Origin of the sequence: Massilia pinisoli (assembly GCF_024753285.1) — a bacterium.
GTDB classification, from domain to species: Bacteria; Pseudomonadota; Gammaproteobacteria; order Burkholderiales; family Burkholderiaceae_D; genus Telluria; species Telluria pinisoli.
In genome coordinates, this window is the sequence record NZ_JANUGW010000024.1 from 37748 (window position 1) to 60995 (window position 23248).

Sequence of the window (23248 nt, forward strand, 5' to 3'; positions counted from 1 at the left end):
ATCACGGCAGCTGGAAGCGGTAGCCCACGCCGGTTTCCGTGATCATGTACCGGGGCTGGGCCGGGTTGTCTTCCAACTTGTGCCGCAGGTGCCCCATGTAGATCCGCAGGTAATGCGCATGGTCGGCCAGGTTCGGGCCCCACACGGTGCGCAGCAGCTGGGGCGTCGTCATGACCTTGCCGGGATTGGCCACGAGCACCGCCAGCAGTCGGTGTTCCGTCGGCGTGAGCCGCACGATGACGCCCCCCTTGGTCACGCGCCGGTTCTGCACGTCGACCACGACGTCGCCGAACCGCACCCTGCCGTCGCCGCCCGTCGCCGGACCGCGCTGGCGCCGCTGCGACGCGCGCACGCGCGCCAGCAGCTCGCCGACGCCGAACGGCTTGGTCAGATAGTCGTCGGCGCCCTGGTCGAGCGCGCGGATCTTCTCTTCTTCGTTCACGCGGGCCGACAGCACGATGACGGGCACGGCGGACCACTTGCGCAGGTCGGCGATGAAGTCGACGCCGTCGCCGTCGGGCAGGCCGAGGTCGAGGATGACGATGTCCGGCTTGCGCGTGCCGGCTTCCGTCAGGCCGCGCCGGACGGTTTCCGCCTCGTGCACCTGCCATCCTTCCTGTTCCAGCGCGCCGCGCACGAAGCGGCGGATGTGGGGCTCGTCCTCCACGAGCAGGGCGATACCGGTGTAATCACTCATCCTGTTCCTCGACTTCCAGATCCTCGTCCAGCGGGGGCAGCGCCGGCGGCGTCCCCAGCGGCAGCGTGAACACGAACGCGGCGCCGCCTTGGGGACGGTTCGCCCCATGGATCGAGCCGCCGTGCGCGCCCACGATCGCGCGGCAGATGGCCAGGCCCAGGCCGACGCCGGGCTTCGCGGATTCGCGCTCGCCGCGCATGAATTTATCGAACACCGCTTCTTCCTGGCCGGGCGGCAGTCCGGGGCCGTCGTCCGCAACGGCGACGCTCAGCCACTGCCCACGGCGCTCGGCCGAGACGGCGACCGTGCTGCCCGGCGGCGTGTACTTGCCCGCGTTCTCGAGCAGGTTGGCCAGCACCCGCTCGATCAGTACGGCGTCGTACTGCACCAGCGGCAGGTCGGCCGGCACGTGCGTTTCGACCGCATGGCCCGCGAGCGCCGCGCGGCTGGCCGAGAGCGCGCTGCCGATGACCTCCTCAATGGGCTGCCACTGCAGCTTGAGCTTGACGTCGCCGCTTTCGATGCGGGCCATGTCGAGCAGGTTCGTCACCAGCATGCTCATACGGACCATTTCGTCGCGCAGCGCGTCCGCCATCGTGCGCTGGGCCGGCGCCAGCGGCGGCGCGGAACGCGCCAGCGACTCGGCCTGCGCCATCAGCGACGTGAGCGGCGTGCGCAGATCGTGCGACAGCGCCGCCAGCAACGAGTTGCGAAGGCGCTCGGATTCGATTTTTACCAGCGCTTCCTGCGCTACCTCGATGTAGTGCACCCGCTCCAGCGCGATGGCGGCCAGCGTCGCGAAGGTGTCCAGCTGCTGGCGCTGTTCCGGCGCCAGCAACCAGTGCGGCGCCGTGGCATCGATCGCGAGCACGCCACGGGTGCGCATCGGCGCGACCAGCGGCATGTAGAAGAGGGGACTGCCGGGCAGCGTGTCGGTGCCCATGCCGGCGCTGGCGCCGTGGTCGTACGCCCATTGGGCGATGCCGGTGTCGAAGGCGAAGGCCGGCGCATCGCCGCCATCGCCGGCGGCGCCCAGGCGTCCGTCGGCGTCCGGCAGCAGCAGGACAGTGCGCACGCCGAACGCATGCCCGATCGCGTCACGCGTGGCTTCCTGGATCTGCTCGGTCTGCAGCACGCCCGAGAGGGCGCGGGCGAACTCGTACAGCGCGCGTGTGCGGCTCTCGCGCCGCGCGGCGACGTGCGCTTGGAACCGCAGGCCCGCGGTGAGATGTCCCGTGATCAGGCCGACCGCCAACATCACGCCGAACGTCACCAGGTACTGGAAATCGGAGATCGCGAACGTGAAGCGCGGCGGCACGAAGAAGAAGTCGAAGCAGGCCACGCTGACGCAGGTCGCGGTGACGGACGGCCCCCGGCCGAAACGCACGGCAACCAGAAGCACCACGAGCAGGAACAGCATGGCGATGTTGGCCAGGTCCAGCCAGGCGATGGTCGGTGCCGCGGCCAGCGCCATGCACAGGCTCGACAATACCGCCGCACCATGCGCGATGACGGTCGCGCGGGCGGCCGTGCGTTCCACGGTACGCGCCTCCCGGCCGCTGTCCTGCGCGGGGCCGGGCGGCACGGCCACTTCGAGCAGTTCGACATCCGGCGCACGCCGGGAGATGCGCCGGCCGCACGTCGCTTGCCACGGGAAGCGCTCGCGGCCGCGGCCGAGTGCGATGCGTGCCAGGTTGTGGCTGCGCGCGTACTCGACGACGGCCGCTTCCACGCTGTCGCCCGACAGGACGGCGGTCGCCGCACCGAGATCGCGTGCCAGCTTGAGCGTCCCCAGGATCCGCTCGCGTCGGCCGGCGTCGAGGCGCTGCAGCGCCGGCGTCTCCACGTACACGGCATGCCAGTCGGCGCCGAGCTGCGCGGCCAGCCGGGCCGCGCTGCGCACCACGCCTTCCGCTCCAGGGCCCGGTCCGACGCAGGCCAGCAGCGCCGTCCCCGTGCGCCACACGGCGTCGATGGACTGTTCGACGCGGTAGGCGCGCACGTCGTCGCCGATGCGCTCCGCGGTGCGGCGCAGCGCGAGTTCGCGCAGCGCGATGAGGTTCCCCTTGCGGAAGAAATTCCGGCCCGCCCGTTCGGCCTGGGCCGGCTGGTACACCTTGCCGAGTTTCAGGCGCGCGAGCAGCTCGTCGGCCGGCACGTCCACCAGCACCACCTCGTCGGCCCCGTCGAACACGCAGTCCGGCACGGTCTCGGCGACACGCACGCCGGTGATGCCGCCGACCACGTCGTTCAGGCTTTCGAGGTGCTGCACGTTCACCGTCGTGAACACGTCGATGCCGGCGGCCAGCAGTTCGTCGACGTCCTGCCAGCGCTTGGGGTGGCGCGAGCCGGGCACGTTCGAGTGGGCCAGCTCGTCGACGAGGATCAGTTGCGGGCGCCGTGCCAGCGCGGCGTCGATGTCGAACTCGGTCAGTGTCTTGCCGCGGTAGTCGATGTGCCGGCGCGGCAGCACGTCCAGGCCTTCCAGCAGCGTCTCGGTCTCGGCGCGCCCATGGGTCTCTGCAATGCCGACCAGCACGGTGCGCGTGGCCGCGAGCTGGCGCGCCGCGGACAGCATCGCATATGTCTTGCCCACGCCGGCCGAGGCCCCGAAATAGATGCGCAACCGGCCTCGCGCCGCGCGGCGTTCTTCGTCCTGCACCTGTGCCAGCAGCGCGTCGGGATCGCGCCGCGGCTCGTCGCCGGGAACGCTCATGCGAAGGTCCTCATCGTGTCTTGCCGTCCAGCGCGAGGTTCAACGCGAGCACGTTCACACGGGCCTCGCCGAGGAATCCCAGGACGGGCTCGTGCCGGTAACGCGCGATGAGCGCGCGGACCTGCTCCACCGGCAGCTTGCGCGCCGCGGCGACGCGTGCCGCCTGGTACTCGGCCGCCGCCAGGCTGATTTCCGGGTCGACCCCGCTGGCGGAAGCGGTGACGAGGTCGACGGGGATGGGCGCCCGGTTGTCCGGGTCGGCCGCCTTCAGCGCCGCCACGCGCGCCTTGACGGCGTCGAGCAGGGCAGGGTTGGTCGGCCCCAGGTTGGAACCGCCGGAGCCGGCCGCATTGTCCGGCATCGGCGTCGTGGCCGACGGCCGGCCCCAGAAATAGCCCGGCCGCGAGAACGGCTGGCCGATCAGGCTCGAGCCGACGATCTTGCCGCCGGCGTCGACGAGGCTGCCGTCGGCCTGGCGGGCGAAGGCGACGCGGCCGATGGCGGTGACGGCGGCCGGGTACAGCACGCCGCAGAGCAGGGTCAGGGCGCCGAACACGGCGAGCAGAGGGCGAAAGAGGGAAGCCATGGAGTCTCCTTGTTCAGACGAGGCCGAGCGCCGCCAGCAGCAGGTCGATCAGCTTGATGCCGATGAACGGCAGAATGATACCGCCGATGCCGTAGACGAGCAGGTTGCGGCGCAGCAGGGCGGTGGCGCCGATCGCGCGGTAGCGCACGCCGCGCAGCGCGAGTGGAATCAGGAACACGATGATCAGCGCGTTGAAGATCAGTGCCGACATGATCGCCGACGACGGGCTGGCAAGGTGCATGACGTCGAGCGCCTTCAGTTGCGGATAGGTGCCGACGAAGGCGGCCGGGATGATCGCGAAGTACTTGGCCACGTCGTTGGCGATCGAGAACGTGGTCAGCGCGCCGCGCGTCATCAGCATCTGCTTGCCGATCTCGACGATCTCCAGCAGCTTCGTGGGGTTCGAGTCGAGGTCCACCATATTGCCCGCCTCCTTCGCGGCCTGGGTGCCGGAATTCATCGCCACCGCCACGTCGGCCTGCGCGAGCGCCGGCGCGTCGTTGGTGCCGTCGCCCGTCATCGCCACCATGCGGCCGTCCGACTGGTACTGCCGGATCAGCTTCAGCTTGTCCTCCGGCGTGGCCTCCGCGAGGAAGTCGTCGACCCCGGCCTCGGCGGCGATCGCGGCGGCCGTCAGCTTGTTGTCGCCGGTGATCATCACGGTCTTGATGCCCATGCGGCGCAGTTCGGCGAAGCGTTCCTTGATGCCGCCCTTGACGATGTCCTTCAGCTCGACGACGCCCATCACGCGCTCGCCGTCGGCCACGACGAGTGGCGTGCTGCCGCGCCGGGCGGCGTCTTCGACGGTGCGCGCGACCTCGGGCGGGAAGGGCATGCCGAGCGCCTCGACGTGGCGCCGCACGGCGTCGAACGCGCCCTTGCGGATGCGGCGCTCGCCGCAATCGACGCCGCTCATGCGGGTCTGCGCGGAAAACGGCACGAACACGGCGTGCAGGCTTTCCAGCTCGCGCTGGCGGATGTTGAAGCGCTGCTTGGCCAGCACCACGATGCTGCGGCCTTCCGGCGTCTCGTCGGCCAGCGACGCCAGTTGCGCCACGTCGGCCAGGTCGCGCTCCGTCACGCCCGGCGCGGGCAGGAAGGCGGCCGCCTGGCGGTTGCCGAGCGTGATGGTGCCGGTCTTGTCGAGCAGGAGGACGTCGACGTCGCCCGCGGCTTCCACCGCGCGGCCGGACGTCGCGATGACGTTGGCGCGCATCATGCGGCTCATGCCCGCCACGCCGATGGCAGACAGCAGGCCGCCGATGGTGGTCGGGATCAGGCAGACGAGCAGCGCGATCAGCACGGTGATCGTGACGGGCGTGCCGGCCTTGGCCACCTCCACCGCGTACAGCGAGAACGGCAGCAGGGTCACCGTGACGACCAGGAACACGATGGTGAGCGCCACGAGCAGGATCGTCAGGGTGATCTCGTTCGGGGTCTTCTTGCGCTTCGCGCCTTCGACCATCGCGATCATGCGGTCGAGGAAGGTCTCGCCGGGGTTCGCCGTCACCCTCACGACCAGCCAGTCGGACAGCATGCGCGTGCCGCCGGTGACGCTGGAAAAATCGCCACCGGATTCGCGGATCACCGGTGCCGATTCGCCCGTGATCGCGCTCTCGTCCACCGAGGCGACGCCTTCGACGACGTCGCCGTCGATGGGCACCACGTCGCCGGCCTCGATCAGGATGTGGTGGCCCTTGCGCAGGTCGGTGGCGGGGCAGGGCAACCACGTGGTGCCGTGCTTCGGCACGGCCAGCTTCTTCGCGGTCACGGCTTCCTTCAGGCCGCGCAGCGAGGCCGCCTGCGCCTTGCTGCGGCCTTCGGCCAGCGCTTCCGCGAAGTTCGCGAACAGCACCGTGAACCACAGCCAGATTGCGCAGGCGAGGATGAAGCCGGTCGGTGCTTCGCCGTTCCCGAGCAGCGCCTGCACGTACAGCAGGGTCGTGACGATGCTGCCGACGTACACGACGAACATGACGGGGCTGCGCAGCTGCGTGCGCACGCCGAGCTTCCTGAAGGCGTCGACGATGGCGGGGCCGAACAGCGTCGTGTCGAACATCGACAGGCGCTGGCCCGACGCCGCATCGGCCGGCGCGGCCGCGGGTGCCGTCACCGGGGAATTCATTTGGTTCATGGCGACTCCAGATTATTTGGCAAACAGCTGCAGGTGTTCGACGACGGGGCCGAGCGCGAGCGCGGGCACGTAGTTCAGCACGCCGACCAGCACGACCACGCCGACCAGCAGGCCCACGAACATCGGGCCATGCGTGGGCATGGTCCCGGCCGTCGTCTGCAGGCGCTGCTTGGCCGCGAGCGAACCGGCGATCGCCAGCACCGGAACGATGACGCCGAAGCGCCCGAACCAGATCGCGATCGCCAGCATCCAGTTGTAGAACGGCGTGTTGACGGACAGGCCGGCGAACGCGCTGCCGTTGTTGTTGGCGGCCGAGCTGAACGCGTACAGGATTTCCGAGAAGCCGTGCGCGCCGGGGTTGGCGACGCCGGCCTGGCCGGCCGCCGTCAGCACCGCGATCGCAGTGCCGGCCAGCACCAGCACGGGCGTGACGAGGATGGCGACCGACGTCATCTTCATTTCGTAGGCCTGGATCTTCTTGCCCAGGTATTCCGGCGTGCGGCCGATCATCAGGCCGGCGATGAACACGGCCATGATCGCGAAGATCAGCATGCCGTACAGGCCGGAGCCGACGCCGCCGAAGATCACTTCGCCGAACTGGATCAGCAGCAGGGGCACGGCGCCGCCCAGCGGCGTGAACGAATCGTGCATCGCGTTCACCGCGCCGCATGACGCGGCCGTCGTGACCGCGGCGAACAGCGCGGACGCGTCGATGCCGAAGCGGGTCTCCTTGCCTTCCATGTTGCCACCCGCCTGCAGGGGGCTCGCCTGCTGGTCGATGCCCAGCGCGGTGAGCGCCGGGTGGGCCTGGTGCTCGGCCGTCATCACGCATGCCGTCATTACGACGAACAGGAACGTCATGGCTGCCAGGATCGCCCAGCCCTGGCGGCGGTCTCCGACGAGGCGGCCGAACGCGAAGCACAGCCCGGCGGGGATCAGGAAGATGGCCACCATCTGGAACAGGTTCGACAACGGCGTCGGATTTTCATAAGGATGGGCGGAGTTGGCGTTGAAGAAGCCGCCGCCGTTCGTGCCCAGCATCTTGATGGCTTCCTGCGACGCCACCGGGCCCATCGCGATCGTCTGCGTCGTTGTGGTCAGCGTCTCGGTGACGGGCTGGCCTTTCGCGTCCAGCACGGGCTGGCCGTCCGCGCCCGTCTGCGGCTGCGTGTACGTGAGCGGTTCGAGCAACTGGACTTCCCGGTAGCTCGAGAAGTTCTGGATCACGCCCTGGCCCATCAGGAACACGGCGAACACGAGCGACAACGGCAGCAGCACGTACAGCGTGGTGCGGGTGACGTCGACCCAGAAGTTGCCGATGGCGCGCGCGGACTTCGACGAGAAGCCGCGGATCAGCGCGAACACGACGGCGACGCCGGTGGCGGCCGAGAAGAAGTTCTGGCACGTGAGGGCGAGCATCTGCGTGAGGTAGCTCATCGCCTGCTCGCCGCTGTAGCCCTGCCAGTTGGTATTGCTGACGAAGCTGACGGCGGTGTTGAACGCCGAATCGGGGCTGACGTTGGCGATGCCCTGCGGATTCAGCGGCAGCCATGCCTGCGTCCGCTGCAGCACGTAGACGACCAGCGTGCCGAGCGCATTGAATGCCAGCAGGGCCAGCGCATAGGCTTTCCAGTCCATGCCCGCGCCCGCGTCGACGCCGGCCGCGCGGTAGAGAGAGGTTTCGAAGCGATGCAGCCAGCCGAAGCCGCGCACGCGGCCGCCTTCGGCCACGCGCGCGAGCAGGATCCCGAGCGGCCACGACGTGGCCAGCAGGATCGCGAAAAGCAGCGCCGGCAGCGCCAGCGAACGGATGTCCATCACAGGTCCTCCGCGCAGAACATGGCGTACAGCAGGTACGCGAGCAGGGCGCCGGATGCGCTGGCGCCGATCAGGTAGAACAGTGTCATTTGCGTTCTCCGAGTTTGGCGCAGCCGCTTGCCATGCCCCAGGTCAGGGCGGCGAACAGGACGATGGCGCCGATGAAGACGATATCCATGTGACTTTTCCTCATTCTTGAAAAAACCGGTAGACCTCCGCGTACAGGGCCGCCATCTCGGCGGCACCGGCGCTGCCGTCGATGTCGCTCGCACAGCGCCCGGGCACGTGGGCGCCCCAATGCAGCGCCGGCAGGTGCACGATGGTCGCTGCGACGCGTGCCGCCGGCACCTGGTCCGCGAACGCGCGCATGGCGGCCCATGCCGCGGGCGCCGGATCGCGTTCGCCGCCCACCGCCACGAACAGCACGCGCAGGCCGGGATTGAACATGCGTGCGTTGGCGAGCCGCTTGACGAGGTCGCGGCCGCCGTCGGCGTGTTCGGCCACGAGCGGAACCAGCGCGACGCGGGCCGCGATCAGCGCACGGCGGCAATCGGGACTGTCGGCGCCGTCGGTGTCGATGACGACGTCGTGATGGTGCGAGGCGAGCCGTTCCAGGGCGTCGGCGAAGCTGCCGCCGGACACCGCGCGGGCGGCGACAGCCGGGCGCAGGCGCGACCGTGCGCGGTCGAGGCCCCACCGCGCGCACGTCCGCTCCGGGCTGGCGTCCAGCAACGACACCTGCCGTCCGTGGCGCCCGCGCAGCAGCGCCAGGTTTGCCGCCAGCTGGGCGCCGGCGGCCGGCAGGGCGGCGTGAACGATCGTGACGATCATGTCCCTGCCACTCCGGAATTCGCTGCCTGCATGTGCACTCCTTGCTGTCGTTGATTGCGATGCCAGGAGTGTAGGAAAGGGCACGTAAAAATTTTCTAAAAAGACGTCCGGCCCGGATAAAGGCTCTGTTTATATGGCGCGGACGACCGGCCGCGGCGCTGTTTTTACAAAATCTTTACGGGCCGGCCGGTACGATACCGGTCACGAACATTGCCTGGAGAATCTGGTTGGATACGCAGCACAACAAGAAGAACGTCGCCGGCCTCGCGCTGGCCGCCGTCGGCATCGTCTACGGCGACATCGGCACCAGCCCGCTGTATTCGTTGAAGACCGTGTTCGATCCCGAGCACGGGCTGGCCCTCACGCCGGCCAACCTGATTGGCGTCGTGTCGCTGATTTTCTGGGGCCTGACCATCATCGTCTCCTTCAAGTACGTGACGCTGGTCCTGCGCGCGGACAACCGCGGCGAGGGCGGCATCATGGCGCTGCTGGCGCTCGCGCTGGGCGCCATCGGCAACCGCCAGCGGCTGCACGTCGCGCTCCTGCTGATCGGCGTGTTCGGCGCATCGCTGTTCTACGGCGACAGCGTGATCACGCCGGCCATTTCCGTGCTGTCGGCGATCGAAGGTCTGGAAGTCGCCACGCCGGCGCTGAAGGCCTACGTGGTGCCGCTGACGATCGTCGTCCTGGTCGGCCTGTACGCGGCGCAGCGCCATGGCACCGCGGGCATCGGCCGCTGGTTCGGCCCCATCATGCTGCTGTGGTTCGCGGCGCTGGCGGCGATGGGCGTGCTGAACATCGTCGAGAGCCCCGGCATCCTCGTCGCCTTGAATCCGTGGCACGCGCTGCGCTTCTTCATCGACAACCGCGGCACGGGGTTTCTCGCGCTCGGCGCGATCGTGCTGGCCTTCACGGGCGCCGAGGCGCTGTATGCCGACATGGGCCACTTCGGCCGCGCGCCGATCCGGCTCGCGTGGTTCGCCGTTGCCTTTCCGTCGCTCGCGCTGAACTATCTCGGCCAGGGCGGCCTGCTGCTGGCCCGGCCGGATGCGATCGTCAATCCGTTCTACCAGCAACTGGGTGCCTGGAGCGTGTATCCGCTCGTGGTGCTGTCGACCATCGCGACAGTCATCGCGTCGCAGGCGACGATTTCCGGCACGTTCTCGATGACGAAGGAAGCGATCGCGCTGGGCTTCCTGCCGCGCATGCGCACGGTGCACACGTCGGAGCGCGAGATCGGCCAGGTCTATCTTCCGCTCGTCAACTGGCTGCAACTGATCGCGGTGCTGCTGGCCGTGATCGGATTCGGTTCGTCCGACAACCTGGCGTCGGCATACGGCATCGCGGTCACGGCGACGATGCTGGCGACGACAATCCTCACCTATTTCGTGATCCGCTACCGCTGGCGCCTGAACCTGCTGCTGTGCCTGGGCGCGACCGGCTTGTTCTTCGTGATCGACGCGGCCTTCTTCTCGGCCAACGTGCTGAAACTGCTGCATGGCGGCTGGTTCCCGCTGACGCTGGGCGTGCTGCTGTTCACCGTGATGCTGACCTGGCGCCGCGGCCGCCAGCAGGTGTTCGACAATCTGCAAAAGCATGCCATTCCGCTCGATGCTTTCCTGGAGTCATTGTTCATTGCCCCGCCGACGCGGGTTCCCGGCACCGCCATCTTCCTGCGCGGCGAGAGCGATGGCGTACCTCATGCGATGTTGCACAATCTCTTGCACAACAAGGTATTGCATGAACGCGTCGTGTTTCTTACCGTGCACATCGCGGACGAGCCCCGGGTCGACGCGTCGGCGCGGATCCGCATCACGGCATTGGGGCACGGCTGCCACCAGGTCGACGTCAGGTTCGGTTTCAAGGACGAGCCGGACATCCCCGACGTCCTCGAGCAATGCGCGGCGCACGGACTGCCGTTCGACATGATGCAGACGTCGTTCTTCGTTGCGCGCCAGACCGTGATCTCGACACCGGGCGGCGGCATGGCGCCGTGGCGCGAGCACTTGTACGTCGCGATGCAGCGCAACGCGCGCGATGCCGCCGACTACTATCGCATTCCGACCAACCGGGTCATCGAACTGGGCACGCAAGTGGAAATCTAGCATCTAGCGCGAGCGACGGCCCGTATGCCGTGCGCCGGTGGACGCGGCGCCGCGACGCGGCTAAGCTGGGGGCCGAGAGGATCCGGAGCACCGCATGGACAAACCCGCCGACCCCGCATTGCCCGTGCCCGACGGATCGCGCCGTCCGCTGGCGACGCTCGCCATCGTTTTGCTGTCGTGTTTTTGCGTGTTGCTGGCCGCCCTGCAGGCGTGGAGCGCGTGGCGTGCATATCAGACGGAGCTGGACGACAGCCGCGTCACCACGGCCAATATGGCACGCGCCCTCGCGTCGCACGCGGAAACGTCGATCAAGCTGGGCGACGCCGTGCTTGCCGAGATGGTCGAGCGCATCGAACACGACGGCATGGACGACGCCGCGGCCGCGCGCCTCACGCAGCGGCTGCGCACCATCACGCACGACGTGGGCGAGCTGCACGGCCTGTTCGTGTACGGCCCGGACGGCAAGTGGCTGACGTCGTCGCTGCCGCGGCCCATGCAGGGCAATAATTTCGACCGCGAGTATTTCCAGTACCACCTGCTGCACAACGAGCGGGGCACGCACGTGAGCGTGCCCGTGCGCAGCCGCTCGACGGGCGCCTGGATACTGCCGCTGTCGCGCCGCATCGAAGCGCCCGACGGCAGCTTCGCCGGGGTGGCGCTGGCCACCCTGAACCTGGCCTGGTTCGGCCGCTTCTACGAGAGTTTCGACGTCGGCAAGAACGGCACCATCGTCCTTGCGCTCGACAACGGCACGCTGATCTTCCGCCGGCCGTTCAACGAGGACCAGGTCGGCATGGACATCCGCAACGGCACCATCTGGCAACTCGCGCAGAACAATGCCAAGCCGGGATCGGTCACGCTGACGCCCCGCATCGACAACATCGAGCGCATGTACAGCTACCGCCACCTGCAGGGCTTTCCGCTGTTCGTCGCGTGCGGCGTGGCCGTGGACGAGATCCTCGCCGGCTGGCGCCGCAGCACGCTGCAGACGGCCGTGCTGGGACTGGCCGCGCTGCTGTTGCTGGCCTGGGCCGGCGGCCTCCTCGTGACCCAGATCCGCATCCGCGAGCGGCTCGAAGGCGACCTGCGCCGCGCGAGTGCGGCGCTGCAGCGCCACAACGCGTCGCTGCAGAACCTGGCCGACAGCGACAGCCTGACGGGCCTCGCCAACCGCCGCCTGTTCGAGGACCGTCTCGTGCGCGAGTACGAGCGCGCGCGCCGCAGCGGCGCGCCGTTCGCCCTCGTCATGATCGACATCGACCACTTCAAGCTGTACAACGACCGCTACGGCCACGTGGCCGGCGACGATTGCCTGCGCCGGGTGGCCGGCGCCATCGCGGCCGGCGCGCGCCGTCCCGCCGACCTCGCGGCGCGCTACGGCGGCGAGGAATTCGCCGTCATCCTGGCCGACACCGACCTCGCCGGCGCGCAAGCCGTGGCCGACCGCATCCGCGCCGCGGTGGCCGGCCTCGACCTGCGCCACCAGGACAATCCCGCCGGCCGCGTCACGCTCAGCATGGGCCTGTACGTCGGCCATCCCGCGCTGGCGGACCGCAACGATCCGCTGGCCTGGGTCGACGTGGCCGACCGCCTGCTGTACGAAGCGAAGGGCGCGGGGCGCAACCGCGTCGTCGCGCGCGAGGGCCACGCTGCGGCGGCCTGAGGCCGGGCTGAACGTGGTTGTGTCAGAATGGCGGCCCGTTCGACGTCGAGGACACCATGGAAAAGCTGATTTCGGAATTGATCCGCCTGTACCTGCTGCCGGGCAGCCCGGCAGCGCAGGCGTTGACGCAACGCGGGGAAGGCCGGGCATGCGCGCCCGTCGACCTCACATCGGACGGGGTCACGCGCGCCATCGTGCTCCCGTTCCGCAGGGCGGCCGGCGAGGACGCCCACCATTGGGACCGGCTGTGCACCGTCGCGAACGCCCTGCAGGCGGAGTTCGGCTTTCCCGCGCCGGCCGTGAGCGTTGCGAGCGCGGGCGGCTATGTGTTGTGGCTGTCGCTGGCGATGCCCATTCCGCTGGCCGACGTACGCCGCTTCGTCGATGGCCTTGCCCGCCTGTGGCCCGACACGCTGCCGCCGGCCGATGCCGTCGTCGGCGCGCCCGTCGAGCTGCCGCCGTGCCTGGACGCGGCGACGGGCCGCTGGGCCGCGTTCATCCATCCCGGCATGGGTGCCTCGTTCGCGGACGAATCGGGGCTCGAGATGGCGCCGCCGGCGCCGGGACAGGTCGCGTTCCTCGACGGACTCGAGAGCATCGGCGCCGAGCAGTTCCAGGCCGCGCTGGCGCGTCTGACGGCCACGGCAGCGCCGGCACCGGTGCGGGCAGCCGCCGCCTCGGCCCCGCGTGACGGCGGCGCGCCCGACGGCCTGCTGCTGAAGGATGCCACCTTGGACGACATCGTCCGCCACCTGCACGCGCGCAACATCGAACCCACGTTCCGCTTCCTCGTCGATCAAGCGCCGAGATAGTTCGCCAGCTCGTCCGGCGTCCCGCGCGGAAACGCTTCCTTGATCCAGTCGAGGAAGGCGGACACGCGCGCGCTCAGCAGGCGCCGTGACGGGTACAGCGCCCACAGGGCGATCTCCGGCCCGTCCACGTCGCCCCAGCAGACCAGCGTGCCGGCGGCGAGGTCGCGGCCGACGAGGGAGACGGGCAGGCACGCGGCGCCGATGCCCGTCCGCACCGCATCGCGCACCATCATGAGCGACGACAGCCGCAGCACGGGCGCGATGGCGATGGCGGGCTGTCCCGTCACGGCCCACGCGCGGCTGCCTTCGTCGCGCACGACGGCGGGGACGGGCACGCCGTCCGCCGGTCGCGCGAGCGACGGGGCCGCGACGACAACCAGGCGGTCGCGCAGGAAGATGCGACCGATGAGGTTGTCATCGGGATCGGGATTCACGCGGATCACGAGGTCGTAGCCTTCCTCGATCATGTCCACGGGCCGGTCGTCCGTCGTCACTTCCAGACGCACGTCCGGGTAGCGCAGCGCGAACCCCGCGGCCAGCTTGCCCATCGCCGTCTGCGAGAACAGCAGCGGGGCGCTGATGCGCATCCGGCCGCGCGGACGGTCGCCGCCGGATGTGAGCGCGGCCGCCGTCTCGTCGATCTCCGTCAGCAATGCCGCCGTGCGCTCGTGCAGCGCGCGGCCCTCCTGCGTGAGCTTGAGCGTCCGCGCGCCCCGTTCGAGCAGGCGCAGGCCGAGGCCCGCCTCCAGTTCCGCGACGCGGCGCGACAGCGTCGCCTTCGGTCGGCCGCTCGCCCGTGCGGCGCGGCCGAAGCCGCCGTGGCGGGCGACGAGGTTGAAATCGGCGAGGGCAAGTAAATCCATGTGTTCCACCTGTGAGACGGGATGTCCAATTCTACCGTCTATCGGATCGCTGTTGGGACGCCTAAGCTGTGAAGCGTCAACCGACAACTCTCAACTTCAAACAGGAGAACACCATGACCATCCTCGTCACCGGCGCAACGGGCAATGTGGGCCGCCATGTCGTCAACCAACTCGTACAACGCGGCGCCAAGGTGCGTGCGCTCGTCCGCGACCCTGCCAAAGCCGACTTCCCGGCCGGCGTCGATGTCGTGCAGGGCGACCTGCTGGACGTGGACGCGCTGCGCCGCGCGTTCGACGGCGTGTCGACCTTGTTCCTGCTCAACGCGGTCGTGCCCGACGAATTCACGCAGGCGCTCGTCACCCTGAACGTGGCGCGGGAAGCGGGCGTGGACCGGGTCGTGTACTTGTCCGTCATCCACAGCGATCTGTACGTCAACGTGCCTCACTTCGCGGGCAAGTTCGGCGTCGAGCGGATGATCGAGCGCATGGGCTTTTCGGCCACGATCCTGCGTCCCGCCTACTTCATGGACAACGACGTGACGATCAAGGACGTCATGCTCGGCTACGGCACGTACCCGATGCCGATCGGCGCGAAGGGCCTCGCGATGATCGATGCGCGCGACATCGGCGAGATCGCGGCGATCGAATTGATCCGCCGCGCCGAAGCCACCCGGCCGCTGCCGCTCGAACGCATCAACCTCGTCGGCCCGGACACGCTGACGGGCGGGGACGTCGCCGCCATCTGGTCGGCCGTGCTGGGCCGCACCGTGACCTACGGCGGCGACGACACGGCCGGCTTTGAACAGAACCTGCGCCAGTTCATGCCGGCCTGGATGGCCTACGACATGCGCCTGATGAGTGAGCGCTTCCTTACCGACGGCATGGTGCCGGCAGCGGGCGACGTCGACCGCTTGACCGCGCTACTGGGCCGTCCGCTGCGCACGTACCGCGACTTCGCCGCTGGCATCGCCGCCTGAACGAGGAGAACATCATGATCTATTCGACCGCCACCGTTCCCGTCAATCCGGACGGCGAAACCCCGCTGACGCGCACCCAGGCCTGGAACGGCCTCGTACTGAAGGCGCGCGACGCCCGCGAATTCCTGCCGCCCAACCTGTGCACCCGCTGCGTCGTCGTCGAGGAAAGCGCCACGCACATCGTGCGCGACGCCACCATCGGCGGCGCCGACCTGCGCGAGATCATCGTGTTCGAGCCCGGACACAAGGTCTCGTTCTTCCAGGCGAGCGGGCCGCGCGAAGGCGTGATCGTCAACGAATTGTTCGAGGACGAGACGGGCGCGCTGTGCCTGAAGTTTTATTGCTACACAGGCTTGCGCGACAAGGCGCCGGGCGGCCTGGAAGAACAGGCCGAGCAGGCGTGGATGGACAGCGAGAAGGGGTACAAGACCGCCTTGCTGTCGACCTTGAAGCGCACGCGCGAGCTCGTCGTCGGGGGCCGGCTCTGACGGCCAGCTTCGGCTTTCCCGCAGTCGAACCTCTGATATTTCTGATTCTTTTGCTCGCCTGACAGCTATACACTTTGTCCATCGTCAAGACATATGACGACCCGCCGATCCGGAAGCGATCGGCGGAACCAAGCTGAAAGGGATGCAACATGAACGGAAGGTCTTTGAATGCGGGGATGAAGCTCGTCGCCGCGGTGGTCGTGGTAATCCTGTTGTTCGCGCTGGCGCCGTTCGGCACGGTGCCGGCCGGCTACCGCGGCGTGATGACGACGTTTGGCAGCCCGAGCGACCAGGTGCTGAGCGAGGGCATCCACTTCCGCGTGCCGCTGGCGCAAAGGCTGAACCTCGTCAACGTCTCGATCCAGAAGGGGGAAGGCGAGGGTGACGCCGCGTCGCGCGACCTGCAGACCGTGCACACGCGCGTGGCGCTGAACTACCACGTGCGGCCAGACGCCGCGGTGACCGTGTTCCGCGACCTGGGCAACGAGCCCGGCCAGCGCATCATCATTCCGTCCGTGCAGGAAGCCGTGAAGGCCGTCACGGCGCGCTTCACGGCGGAAGAGCTGATCGCCAAGCGCACCGACGTGCGCGACCAGATCATCGCGCAGTTGCGCGAACGGCTGGCGCGGCACGGCATCATGGTCGACGAGTTCTCGATCGTGAACTTCAATTTCTCGCGTTCATTCAACGACGCGATCGAAGCGAAGACGACGGCCGAGCAGCTGAAGCTGAAGGCGGAACGCGACCTGCAGCGCATCGAGGTGGAAGCGAAACAGCGCGTGGCGCAGGCGAAGGCCGAGGCCGAGTCGCTGGCCGTGCAGCGCCAGCAGGTGACGCCGGAACTGATCCGCCTGCGCGAGATGGAGAACCAGCGCATGGCGATCGAGAAGTGGGATGGCAAGCTGCCCAGCGTGGCCGGTGGGGCGGTGCCGTTCATCAATGTGGCTGGCGCAGCGAAGTGAGCGTTGTGGACGAACGATAGACTTTGACAGGCGTACCGTGGCGTCCATGTTTCGGTCGTGATATTCGGCGACTTTTGCGGCTCGACAAGCTGCTATGCTGAGTCTCACGGCTGAAGCTGTATGAAGCGGACTCGGAGCGTAGTGACCGCTTAAGGGCGATTGCAGGCGTCCAGGTTGGTCTACTGTCGGCCTTGGAGGCACTTTCTGCATGTGTGTTTGACCCTGATCCGGAAGAAGCATGGCAGAAGCGGGCGTACAACTTTAGCCTTGGCGACGAATAAGTCCAGCAAGGCACTTTGCCGGGTTGAACGGCAGCTTTTTTTCGTCATGCCGTCTCGCCTTCACTTCACCGTTCACGCATGCTCTCCCGGCTGCCTAATCCAAAAAAAGGGCGTTGCCGGTATGAACCGAGCAACGCCCTGTCTTGCTGGCGGATCGTTTTGACCGTCGAGGTTTACAGCTTCCAGTGAACTGCAGCCGAGACCGAACGTCCGATCTGGAGCGTACCGAAATTCGTCAGCTGCGCGTTACCCGCAGTGCCGAAGTGGTAGTACGCCTGTTGCACTTCGTTGGTCAGGTTGACACCACTGATATCGAACGACATGTTGTCGTTGATCTTGTAGGAGATCTGCATGTCCACGCTCTTTTCCGGATGACGCCAGATACCGATCGGATTGGCAAACAGGGCGGCTTCGTTGGTGGCCAGGAAGCCGGAGCGCCAGACCTGGGACAAGCGCGCGCTGATCGGGCCTTTTTCATAAGCCAGCGTGGCGTTGTACGACTTGTTGGACACGCCGAAGAACGGTGTCTCGAGCTGCGAGACGATGATGCCGGCATCATTGGCCTCGGGCACGTTCTGCGACGACGTGAGTCGCGTATAGCTGCCCTGGATGCCCAGACCGTCCAGCACGCTCGGCAGCCACTTCGGGAAGTAGATCAAGCCGAGCTCGGCGCCCTTCATGGTGCCGTTCGAGGCGTTGGTCGGCGAGGTAATGACGTAGTCATAGCCGTTCGTATGGTCGCCGCCTCCGGTCGAGTTACGGTACGGATCGTTCGCCGGATCGACGTGAACCCTGCGACGCAAGGGCACGACCAGGCCGTCGATCTTGCGCTTGAACAGCGTGCCGTAGAGTGCACTGTCCTTCTGGAAATACCATTCAGCCGTCAGGTCGAGGTTCTTCGACTGCGTCGGTTTCAGGTCCGGATTGCCGCCGCTGCCCGAGCCATAACCAACCCGCGACACGTCGTCGGCGAGTTGATAGACAGGATTCAGATCACCGAAGTTCGGGCGGCGCAGCGTTTCACCGTAGTTGGCGCGCACCATGACGTCCTTGGATGGCTCGTAAATCAGGGTCATGCTCGGCAGCAGCTTGCTCGTCGACTTGCTGGCGCCGGTCGGCGTGACGGCCTTGGTGGTGGCATCCACCTTGTAGAACGTCATGTCGGTTTTGACCTTGACGTAGCGCACGCCGAAATTGCCGCGCAGGGGATGGCCGAACAGCTCGTTCTGGGTATTCCCCATCACGAACAGGTTGGTCGTCTTTTCATCGACCTCGAACGTCTTCTGCAAGCGCAGTTGGTCCGTCGTCATGAAGTTCGCGTCGACCGAGTGATAAAGGTTACGCCAGTCGTCGATATGGTCGCGGATGTAGTAGGCATTCGGCTCGATCCACGAGCGCGGAACGTCCGAGATGTCCGTGCCGAAGTTCGCGTTGGTGGAGGAATACGCCGGGTCCAGCGAGCCGAGGTTGCGGCCCAGGAAGGCCGATTGCGTGCGGTTGGCCTCCGACGCCTTGCGGTCGTCGAAGCGCGCGCCGAAGTGGATCGTCTCCAGCGCACCCCAGTCGGCATCAAAGATGCCCGACAGATTGGCCGTCGCGGCGCTGCCCTTGTTGCGGTTGGCGTTATCGTAGAACTGCGCGACATTCCACTTGGTCGGGTCGACCAGGTCGGCATCGTTATTGAAATGGAACGACGTGTTATTGCTGCCGTCATTGAAGTTGACGTTGATGGACGGCGCGACGCGATCGATCCGGGTGGCCGTGAATTCCGAGTGGAAGGTGCTGGTCTGGTACGACAGATCACCGTCCAGCTTCAGACGGTCGCCAACGTTCCACTTGCCGTTCAGCGCATATACGTAGGAATCCGTTGCCGAGGTGGTGTAGTCGCCGCTGTTGAAGCCATAGACGTTATTGACCGTACGGCTCCTGATGACGTTCGTTCCCGGGAAGGTCGTGATCGAGCCCGCAGGGTTGCTGCCGAGATCGCCCCACCAGTCGACAAAGCTGAACAGCAACTGGTTGAAGGTCTTGTTACGATAACCGTTGTACATCGATTCGAAGGTGTAGACCGAATCGCTGTTCGGTTTCCACTGCAAGGCGATATTGGCGGCAGGACGTTCACGCTCTCCCTTGAGGTCGCTCTGGAAAACGGCGTCACGCGACAGGTAATAAGGATACGCTTTGCCGTTGAAATCCAGCGTCGAACCGGCAGCCATCGGCAAGCCGGTACGGGTACCAGGCGCCCAGACTTTATTGTCGAAGATGCGCTGCAGGGGCGTATAACCTGCGGGATCTTCGGCGGCATTGGGGCTGACAAACGGCACCATCGCACCCGGCGCCACGCTTTCATTGCGGTATTTCGTCTTGGTATCCGACAGATTGACCAGGGCACCGAATTCGCCGGCGTCGGTTTTCCAGCGGTTACTTAACAAGGCGCTGAGCTGCGGGTTCGCCTTTTTCGCGGGTTCGAGATAGGTTTCACGCGCCGAAAGCGAAATTTTCGCACCCTTGAAATCGAACGGACGCAGCGACTTGACGTCAATCTGTCCTGCGATCCCGGTTTCCAACTGGCTGGCGTCGCGCGTCTTGTAGACGTCGATCTGGCGGACCAGGGTCGACGGAATGTCCTGGAGCGCGACCTGCGCGCCGGATGCGGTAAAAATCGTGCGGCCGTTCCAGGTGGTCTGGACGTCGGGCATACCACGGATGGACAGGGTGCCGACCTCGCCGCCGGCGCGGTCGGTGACCTGGATACCCGTCACGCGCTGCAGCGCTTCGACGACGTTGTTGTCGGGCAGTTTGCCGATGTCTTCGGCGACGATCGATTCCACGACCTGGTCGTTGGTGCGCTTGAGCGCCAGACTCTTGCTCAGCGATGCCCTGAGGCCCGTGACGACCACGGTTTCGACCGGCTCGGTCTTGTCGGCGGCCGCTTGCGCCCATACCGAGGCGCTTGTGAGCAGGCCGGCGCCCATCAGGGCAGTCACGCTCAGCTTCAAGACCAATGGACGTGCAGATGCTTGCGATTTCATACGTCTCCTGTATTTGTAGTTATGAAAATTTACTTCCCAACCTGGCTGTTAAATCATGTTAGAGACCCAGCGATTATCGATCCAATCAATTTTTCTGGGTTTCTCATATCGATTTCGATATCAACATAGTCTGTTTGACAACAAATGCTGGCATGCATTTTGCATACAGAAAATGGCCAAAAAGCACGTTTTACAGAGGGGAAAACAGTGCCGAGAGGAAGGGAAAACGAGCGTGATCAGCCGCAATGAGTAAAGCGATCACGAAGCGGAGAAATCAAGCGGCCGCCAAGGCCGTGCGGGTCGGAACGTAGCGGATCGGCAACAAACGTGTCTTTCCGGATGACGTGAGTTGACGCACCAGTCAATGGGTGGGATTGCTGCTGTTCAACCCGAGGTAGCGTCCGTCCTGGTCGACGTGCGTTGGGTCGACATCCATCTCGCTGTCCGGCACGGCAGTCAGCTTGTTGCGGATGATGAATTCCATCGTCGCGTAAGCATGCGATAACGTCGCGTCATTGTCGATCGGCTGCTGCGCGAAACGGTAGACTTTTACGGCGGTCATCGATACCTCCGGTGCGGGCCTGGGCAGGTCGCCTTTCCTTCACAGGCTAGCATCAAATGGCGCGAGTCATACGGCGACGAGCAAAAAAAAGCGGGACCGAAGTCCCGCCAAGAGGGTACAGCAGAAGAGGAGAAGCGCTACATCAGAAACGGTAGGTCAGCGAAGCCTCCCACGCGCGGCCGAAGATAGGACGGGCGTTGATGGGCCCAACGCTGGCGCCGACGAGGCGCGAGTTACCTTCGGTCAGGCCCAGCGCGTTGTTGACGTTCGTGCCCGTGACGCGGAATTCCAGCTTGTCCGACAGCTCGGCCAGGATGCCCAGGTCCAGCGTGTTATACGACGGCAGGTACTGGGTGTTCTGCTGGTCCGCCCAGCGCGCGCCCACGTGCGCGTACGTGCCGTAGAAGCGCAGCGAAGCGACGCCCGGCGCGTAGTCGCCGATCGGCAGACGGTAGCTCGGCGAGAAGCGGTACTGGAACTTCGGCTGGCGCTGCACCTGGTTGCCGGAGATGGATGGGTTGTCCTTGTACGTGGAGTCCTGCCAGTCGCCCGTCAGCTGCAGTTGCAGGCCAGTGATGGGGCGCACGGCGAGTTCGAATTCCACGCCCTTGCCGTGCGAGCCGCTCACCGAATACAGCACGCCGTTCGTCGTGATCTGCTGGAACGAGATGCCCGTGAAGTCCGTGTAGAACGCGTTCACGTACGCGCTGTACAGCGGCGTGGCCGTCTTGTAGCCGATCTCGTACTGCGTGACCTTCGGCGTCGGGACGCGGTTGCGGTCGTTCACGACGTCCTGGCTGCCGGCGTTGCGCAGGTCGTCGAAGTAGATGAACGTGTGGCCCTGATTGGCGCGCACGAACACGCTGGAATCCTTCGTCAGCTTGACCAGGCCGCCCGCGGTGAACGAGTTGGCGGTGTCGTCGCGCGACAGTCCCGTGAAGCTGCCGCTCGGCATCGAGGTGCCGTTGTTGTACACGGTCAGCGGATTGTTGTCCGTGTCGGCCGACGTCAGGTTCGAGATCGTGCCCGAGATGTGCTGCTTCTCGTGGCGCATGCCGGCATCGACCTTGATGCGGTCGTTGATGCGCCATTCGTCGGCGAGGAATACCGCCGTGTTGTGGCCGTCGTACGATGCCACCGGTGCGTAGAACACGTTGCCGTCCGTGCCGTTCTTGGCGATGACGGCACCGTTGTTCAGCTGGACGTTGATGAGGCGCGCGTTCGGCGTCGCCGTCATCAGGTGGCTGTTGCCGAGGTACCAGACGTCGTGCGACGAGTAGTTCGCCACGTAGGCGCCGGCCGTGATCGTGTTGTTGTAGCCGATGTCGCGGCTGACGCGGAATTCGTCCGTGAACGAGCGCAGCTTCTTCTCGACGGCCCACAGGCCCGCCTGCACGACTTGCTGATCCGCCGCGACGGCGCCGCCGCCGTTGACGTACGTGATGGCGCCGCTCGTGGCCGGCGCGCCGGCCGCCGCCAGTACGGCCGCGTTGCCGTTGCTCGATGCGATGGCCTGGCTGACGTAGTCGGCCGCGCTCAGCGGGTTGTTACCCGTGAACATGGCGATCGTGTTCAGGTCGCCCTTGAAGTAGTTGAACTTGTTCGACACGTCCCAGCCGTTCAGCTTCTGCTGGAAGTCGGCGCCGATCAGGTTCGACGACAGGCCGCGGCCGTCGCCCAGGTCGTACGTCAGCGTCTTGCCCGGACCCGCTTCCACCGTGAAGTTGCGCATCTCGTTGCTCATCAGGGTGCCGCGCAGCGGGTCGAAGCCGGGGAACGACGAGATCGTGTGGCCGTTGTTCGACGAGATCAGCGGCACGCCCGTGTAGAACGCGTTCTTGTCCGACGTGGAGCGGGCGTACACGGTCAGCTCGCCCTGGTCCAGCTTGCGGGTGAGCGATGCGGACAGCTGGCCGCCGTCGTCCGCCGGGAAGCCCGCGTCGCGCACGCCGTTCGTCGTGCGGTAGAAGCCGCCGATCATGCCGTACCAGCCGTCGGCGATCTTGCCGCTGTAGACGCCGTCGAAGCGGCGCAGGCTGCCCGTGCCCGTCGTGAAGCGCAGGCTGCCTTCCGGCGTGTCGCCGCCTTTCTTCATGATGAAGTTCATCGTGGCGCCCGGCTGGCCGCTCGAGTAGATGGTGCTCGGGCCGCCGCGCAGCACTTCCACGCGCTCGATCGTGTCGTCGAGGCGGAAGGCGGACGAGCCTTCGAAGAACGACAGCACGGGAACCGGATAGATCGGGTTGCCATTCATCTGTACGGAGACGAACGGCGAGTCGCTGCCCGACGGGAAGCCGCGCACCTCGATGTTGGCGCCGGACTGGCCGCCCGTCGCCTCGGCGTACACGCCCGGCACGATCTTCAGCACGTCCGCGGTGCTGGACGGGGCGGCCTGCTTCAGCTGCTCTTCCGTCGCCGTCGTGATCGAAAAGCTCGTGTCGATCTTGCGCGTACCGGAGGCCGATGCCGTACCGGTCACGACGACTTGCTGGATCTCGTTCTGGACCGCGGGCGCAGGCGAAGCCTGCTGGGCGCTGGCCTCGGACTGGGCCACGAGCGCGAGGACGGCGAGGGCGACTGCCGACAGTTGCGGGAACTGCATGGTGTTTTTCAGCATTGGGCTGTTCATATTGTGCTCTCTGTGATTGGGACCTGGCTACGGGGCGTCTCCTCCCCGGTTTTCCCGTCGATTGATGAATCGATAAGGAAAGTGCGGCCATT

Annotated in this window: 17 protein-coding genes; 6 read left to right on the plus strand and 11 right to left on the minus strand. The window is 66.5% G+C overall.

What is annotated here, in order from left to right; all coding sequences use genetic code 11:
• Position 1 precedes the first annotated feature (1 nt).
• The 7 genes from kdpE to NX784_RS24330 all read right to left on the minus strand — a co-directional run bounded on the left by kdpE (position 2) and on the right by NX784_RS24330 (position 8782).
• Positions 2 to 697, minus strand: coding sequence for a two-component system response regulator KdpE (gene kdpE, locus NX784_RS24295; RefSeq protein ID WP_258819258.1), 696 nt, complete (start codon positions 695 to 697; stop codon positions 2 to 4).
• Positions 690 to 3413 (minus strand): DUF4118 domain-containing protein, encoded by a 2724-nt coding sequence (locus NX784_RS24300; protein WP_258819259.1) that lies wholly within the window; start codon positions 3411 to 3413, stop codon positions 690 to 692. Before NX784_RS24300 ends, kdpE begins: the two co-directional genes overlap by 8 nt.
• A gap of 10 nt (positions 3414 to 3423) precedes the next feature.
• Positions 3424 to 3999: a potassium-transporting ATPase subunit KdpC gene (gene kdpC, locus NX784_RS24305; protein ID WP_258819260.1), complete on the minus strand. Its 576-nt coding sequence runs from the start codon at positions 3997 to 3999 to the stop codon at positions 3424 to 3426.
• Between the two features lie 13 nt (positions 4000 to 4012).
• Positions 4013 to 6124, minus strand: coding sequence for a potassium-transporting ATPase subunit KdpB (kdpB, locus tag NX784_RS24310; RefSeq protein ID WP_370662970.1), 2112 nt, complete (start codon positions 6122 to 6124; stop codon positions 4013 to 4015).
• A 21-nt stretch (positions 6125 to 6145) separates the two neighbouring features.
• A complete protein-coding gene (gene kdpA, locus NX784_RS24315; protein WP_258819261.1) occupies positions 6146 to 7951 on the minus strand; it encodes a potassium-transporting ATPase subunit KdpA in 1806 nt (601 codons plus the stop codon).
• An 85-nt stretch (positions 7952 to 8036) separates the two neighbouring features.
• Positions 8037 to 8129, minus strand: coding sequence for a potassium ABC transporter ATPase (locus NX784_RS24325; RefSeq protein WP_258819263.1), 93 nt, complete (start codon positions 8127 to 8129; stop codon positions 8037 to 8039).
• A gap of 11 nt (positions 8130 to 8140) precedes the next feature.
• Positions 8141 to 8782 carry a P-loop NTPase family protein gene (locus NX784_RS24330; RefSeq protein ID WP_258819264.1) on the minus strand — a complete coding sequence of 214 codons (642 nt, stop codon included), beginning with the start codon at positions 8780 to 8782 and terminating at the stop codon, positions 8141 to 8143.
• Between the two features lie 227 nt (positions 8783 to 9009).
• Here NX784_RS24330 and NX784_RS24335 point away from each other — a divergent pair, with 227 nt between their 5' ends.
• From NX784_RS24335 to NX784_RS24345, 3 genes are all read left to right on the plus strand, one after another.
• Positions 9010 to 10887 (plus strand): potassium transporter Kup, encoded by a 1878-nt coding sequence (locus NX784_RS24335; RefSeq protein WP_258819265.1) that lies wholly within the window; start codon positions 9010 to 9012, stop codon positions 10885 to 10887.
• Positions 10888 to 10981: 94 nt separating this feature from the next.
• A complete protein-coding gene (locus tag NX784_RS24340) occupies positions 10982 to 12550 on the plus strand; it encodes a sensor domain-containing diguanylate cyclase (RefSeq protein WP_258819266.1) in 1569 nt (522 codons plus the stop codon).
• Positions 12551 to 12606: 56 nt separating this feature from the next.
• Complete coding sequence (locus tag NX784_RS24345) at positions 12607 to 13362, plus strand: hypothetical protein (RefSeq protein WP_258819267.1); 756 nt, start codon at positions 12607 to 12609, stop codon at positions 13360 to 13362.
• On the opposite strand, the gene NX784_RS24350 is transcribed toward NX784_RS24345, so the two are convergent.
• Positions 13347 to 14225, minus strand: a complete 879-nt coding sequence (locus NX784_RS24350; protein ID WP_258819268.1) for a LysR family transcriptional regulator — start codon at positions 14223 to 14225, stop codon at positions 13347 to 13349. The two genes, NX784_RS24345 and NX784_RS24350, sit on opposite strands and share 16 nt — an antisense overlap.
• Before the next feature lie 113 nt (positions 14226 to 14338).
• Between NX784_RS24350 and NX784_RS24355 the strand changes: the two genes are divergently transcribed.
• From NX784_RS24355 to NX784_RS24365, 3 genes are all read left to right on the plus strand, one after another.
• Positions 14339 to 15202, plus strand: a complete 864-nt coding sequence (locus NX784_RS24355; protein ID WP_258819269.1) for an NmrA/HSCARG family protein — start codon at positions 14339 to 14341, stop codon at positions 15200 to 15202.
• 14 nt (positions 15203 to 15216) lie between these two features.
• Positions 15217 to 15690: an AtaL-like protein gene (locus tag NX784_RS24360; protein ID WP_258819270.1), complete on the plus strand. Its 474-nt coding sequence runs from the start codon at positions 15217 to 15219 to the stop codon at positions 15688 to 15690.
• 149 nt (positions 15691 to 15839) lie between these two features.
• Positions 15840 to 16652 carry a prohibitin family protein gene (locus NX784_RS24365; RefSeq protein WP_258819271.1) on the plus strand — a complete coding sequence of 271 codons (813 nt, stop codon included), beginning with the start codon at positions 15840 to 15842 and terminating at the stop codon, positions 16650 to 16652.
• A gap of 454 nt (positions 16653 to 17106) precedes the next feature.
• Here NX784_RS24365 and NX784_RS24370 read toward each other — a convergent pair whose 3' ends face one another.
• The 3 genes from NX784_RS24370 to NX784_RS24380 form a co-directional block, all read right to left on the minus strand.
• Positions 17107 to 19965 carry a TonB-dependent receptor gene (locus NX784_RS24370; RefSeq protein ID WP_258819272.1) on the minus strand — a complete coding sequence of 953 codons (2859 nt, stop codon included), beginning with the start codon at positions 19963 to 19965 and terminating at the stop codon, positions 17107 to 17109.
• Between the two features lie 361 nt (positions 19966 to 20326).
• Positions 20327 to 20527 carry a hypothetical protein gene (locus NX784_RS24375; RefSeq protein ID WP_258819273.1) on the minus strand — a complete coding sequence of 67 codons (201 nt, stop codon included), beginning with the start codon at positions 20525 to 20527 and terminating at the stop codon, positions 20327 to 20329.
• Between the two features lie 142 nt (positions 20528 to 20669).
• Positions 20670 to 23144 carry a TonB-dependent receptor gene (locus NX784_RS24380; protein ID WP_258819274.1) on the minus strand — a complete coding sequence of 825 codons (2475 nt, stop codon included), beginning with the start codon at positions 23142 to 23144 and terminating at the stop codon, positions 20670 to 20672.
• Between the last annotated feature and the right edge of the window lie 104 nt (positions 23145 to 23248).

Bases quoted from the DNA above. Each gene is read 5' to 3' on its own strand.
- kdpE (WP_258819258.1), bottom strand. From the start codon at position 697: ATGAGTGATTACACCGGTATCGCCCTGCTCGTGGAGGACGAGCCCCAC.
- NX784_RS24360 (WP_258819270.1), top strand. From the start codon at position 15,217: ATGATCTATTCGACCGCCACCGTTCCCGTCAATCCGGACGGCGAAACC.
- NX784_RS24300 (WP_258819259.1), bottom strand. From the start codon at position 3,413: ATGAGCGTTCCCGGCGACGAGCCGCGGCGCGATCCCGACGCGCTGCTG.
- NX784_RS24355 (WP_258819269.1), top strand. From the start codon at position 14,339: ATGACCATCCTCGTCACCGGCGCAACGGGCAATGTGGGCCGCCATGTC.
- NX784_RS24345 (WP_258819267.1), top strand. From the start codon at position 12,607: ATGGAAAAGCTGATTTCGGAATTGATCCGCCTGTACCTGCTGCCGGGC.
- NX784_RS24375 (WP_258819273.1), bottom strand. From the start codon at position 20,527: ATGACCGCCGTAAAAGTCTACCGTTTCGCGCAGCAGCCGATCGACAAT.
- kdpB (WP_370662970.1), bottom strand. From the start codon at position 6,124: ATGAATTCCCCGGTGACGGCACCCGCGGCCGCGCCGGCCGATGCGGCG.
- NX784_RS24340 (WP_258819266.1), top strand. From the start codon at position 10,982: ATGGACAAACCCGCCGACCCCGCATTGCCCGTGCCCGACGGATCGCGC.
- NX784_RS24365 (WP_258819271.1), top strand. From the start codon at position 15,840: ATGAACGGAAGGTCTTTGAATGCGGGGATGAAGCTCGTCGCCGCGGTG.
- NX784_RS24380 (WP_258819274.1), bottom strand. From the start codon at position 23,144: ATGCTGAAAAACACCATGCAGTTCCCGCAACTGTCGGCAGTCGCCCTC.
- NX784_RS24325 (WP_258819263.1), bottom strand. From the start codon at position 8,129: ATGGATATCGTCTTCATCGGCGCCATCGTCCTGTTCGCCGCCCTGACC.
- NX784_RS24370 (WP_258819272.1), bottom strand. From the start codon at position 19,965: ATGAAATCGCAAGCATCTGCACGTCCATTGGTCTTGAAGCTGAGCGTG.
- NX784_RS24350 (WP_258819268.1), bottom strand. From the start codon at position 14,225: ATGGATTTACTTGCCCTCGCCGATTTCAACCTCGTCGCCCGCCACGGC.
- NX784_RS24330 (WP_258819264.1), bottom strand. From the start codon at position 8,782: ATGATCGTCACGATCGTTCACGCCGCCCTGCCGGCCGCCGGCGCCCAG.
- kdpC (WP_258819260.1), bottom strand. From the start codon at position 3,999: ATGGCTTCCCTCTTTCGCCCTCTGCTCGCCGTGTTCGGCGCCCTGACC.
- kdpA (WP_258819261.1), bottom strand. From the start codon at position 7,951: ATGGACATCCGTTCGCTGGCGCTGCCGGCGCTGCTTTTCGCGATCCTG.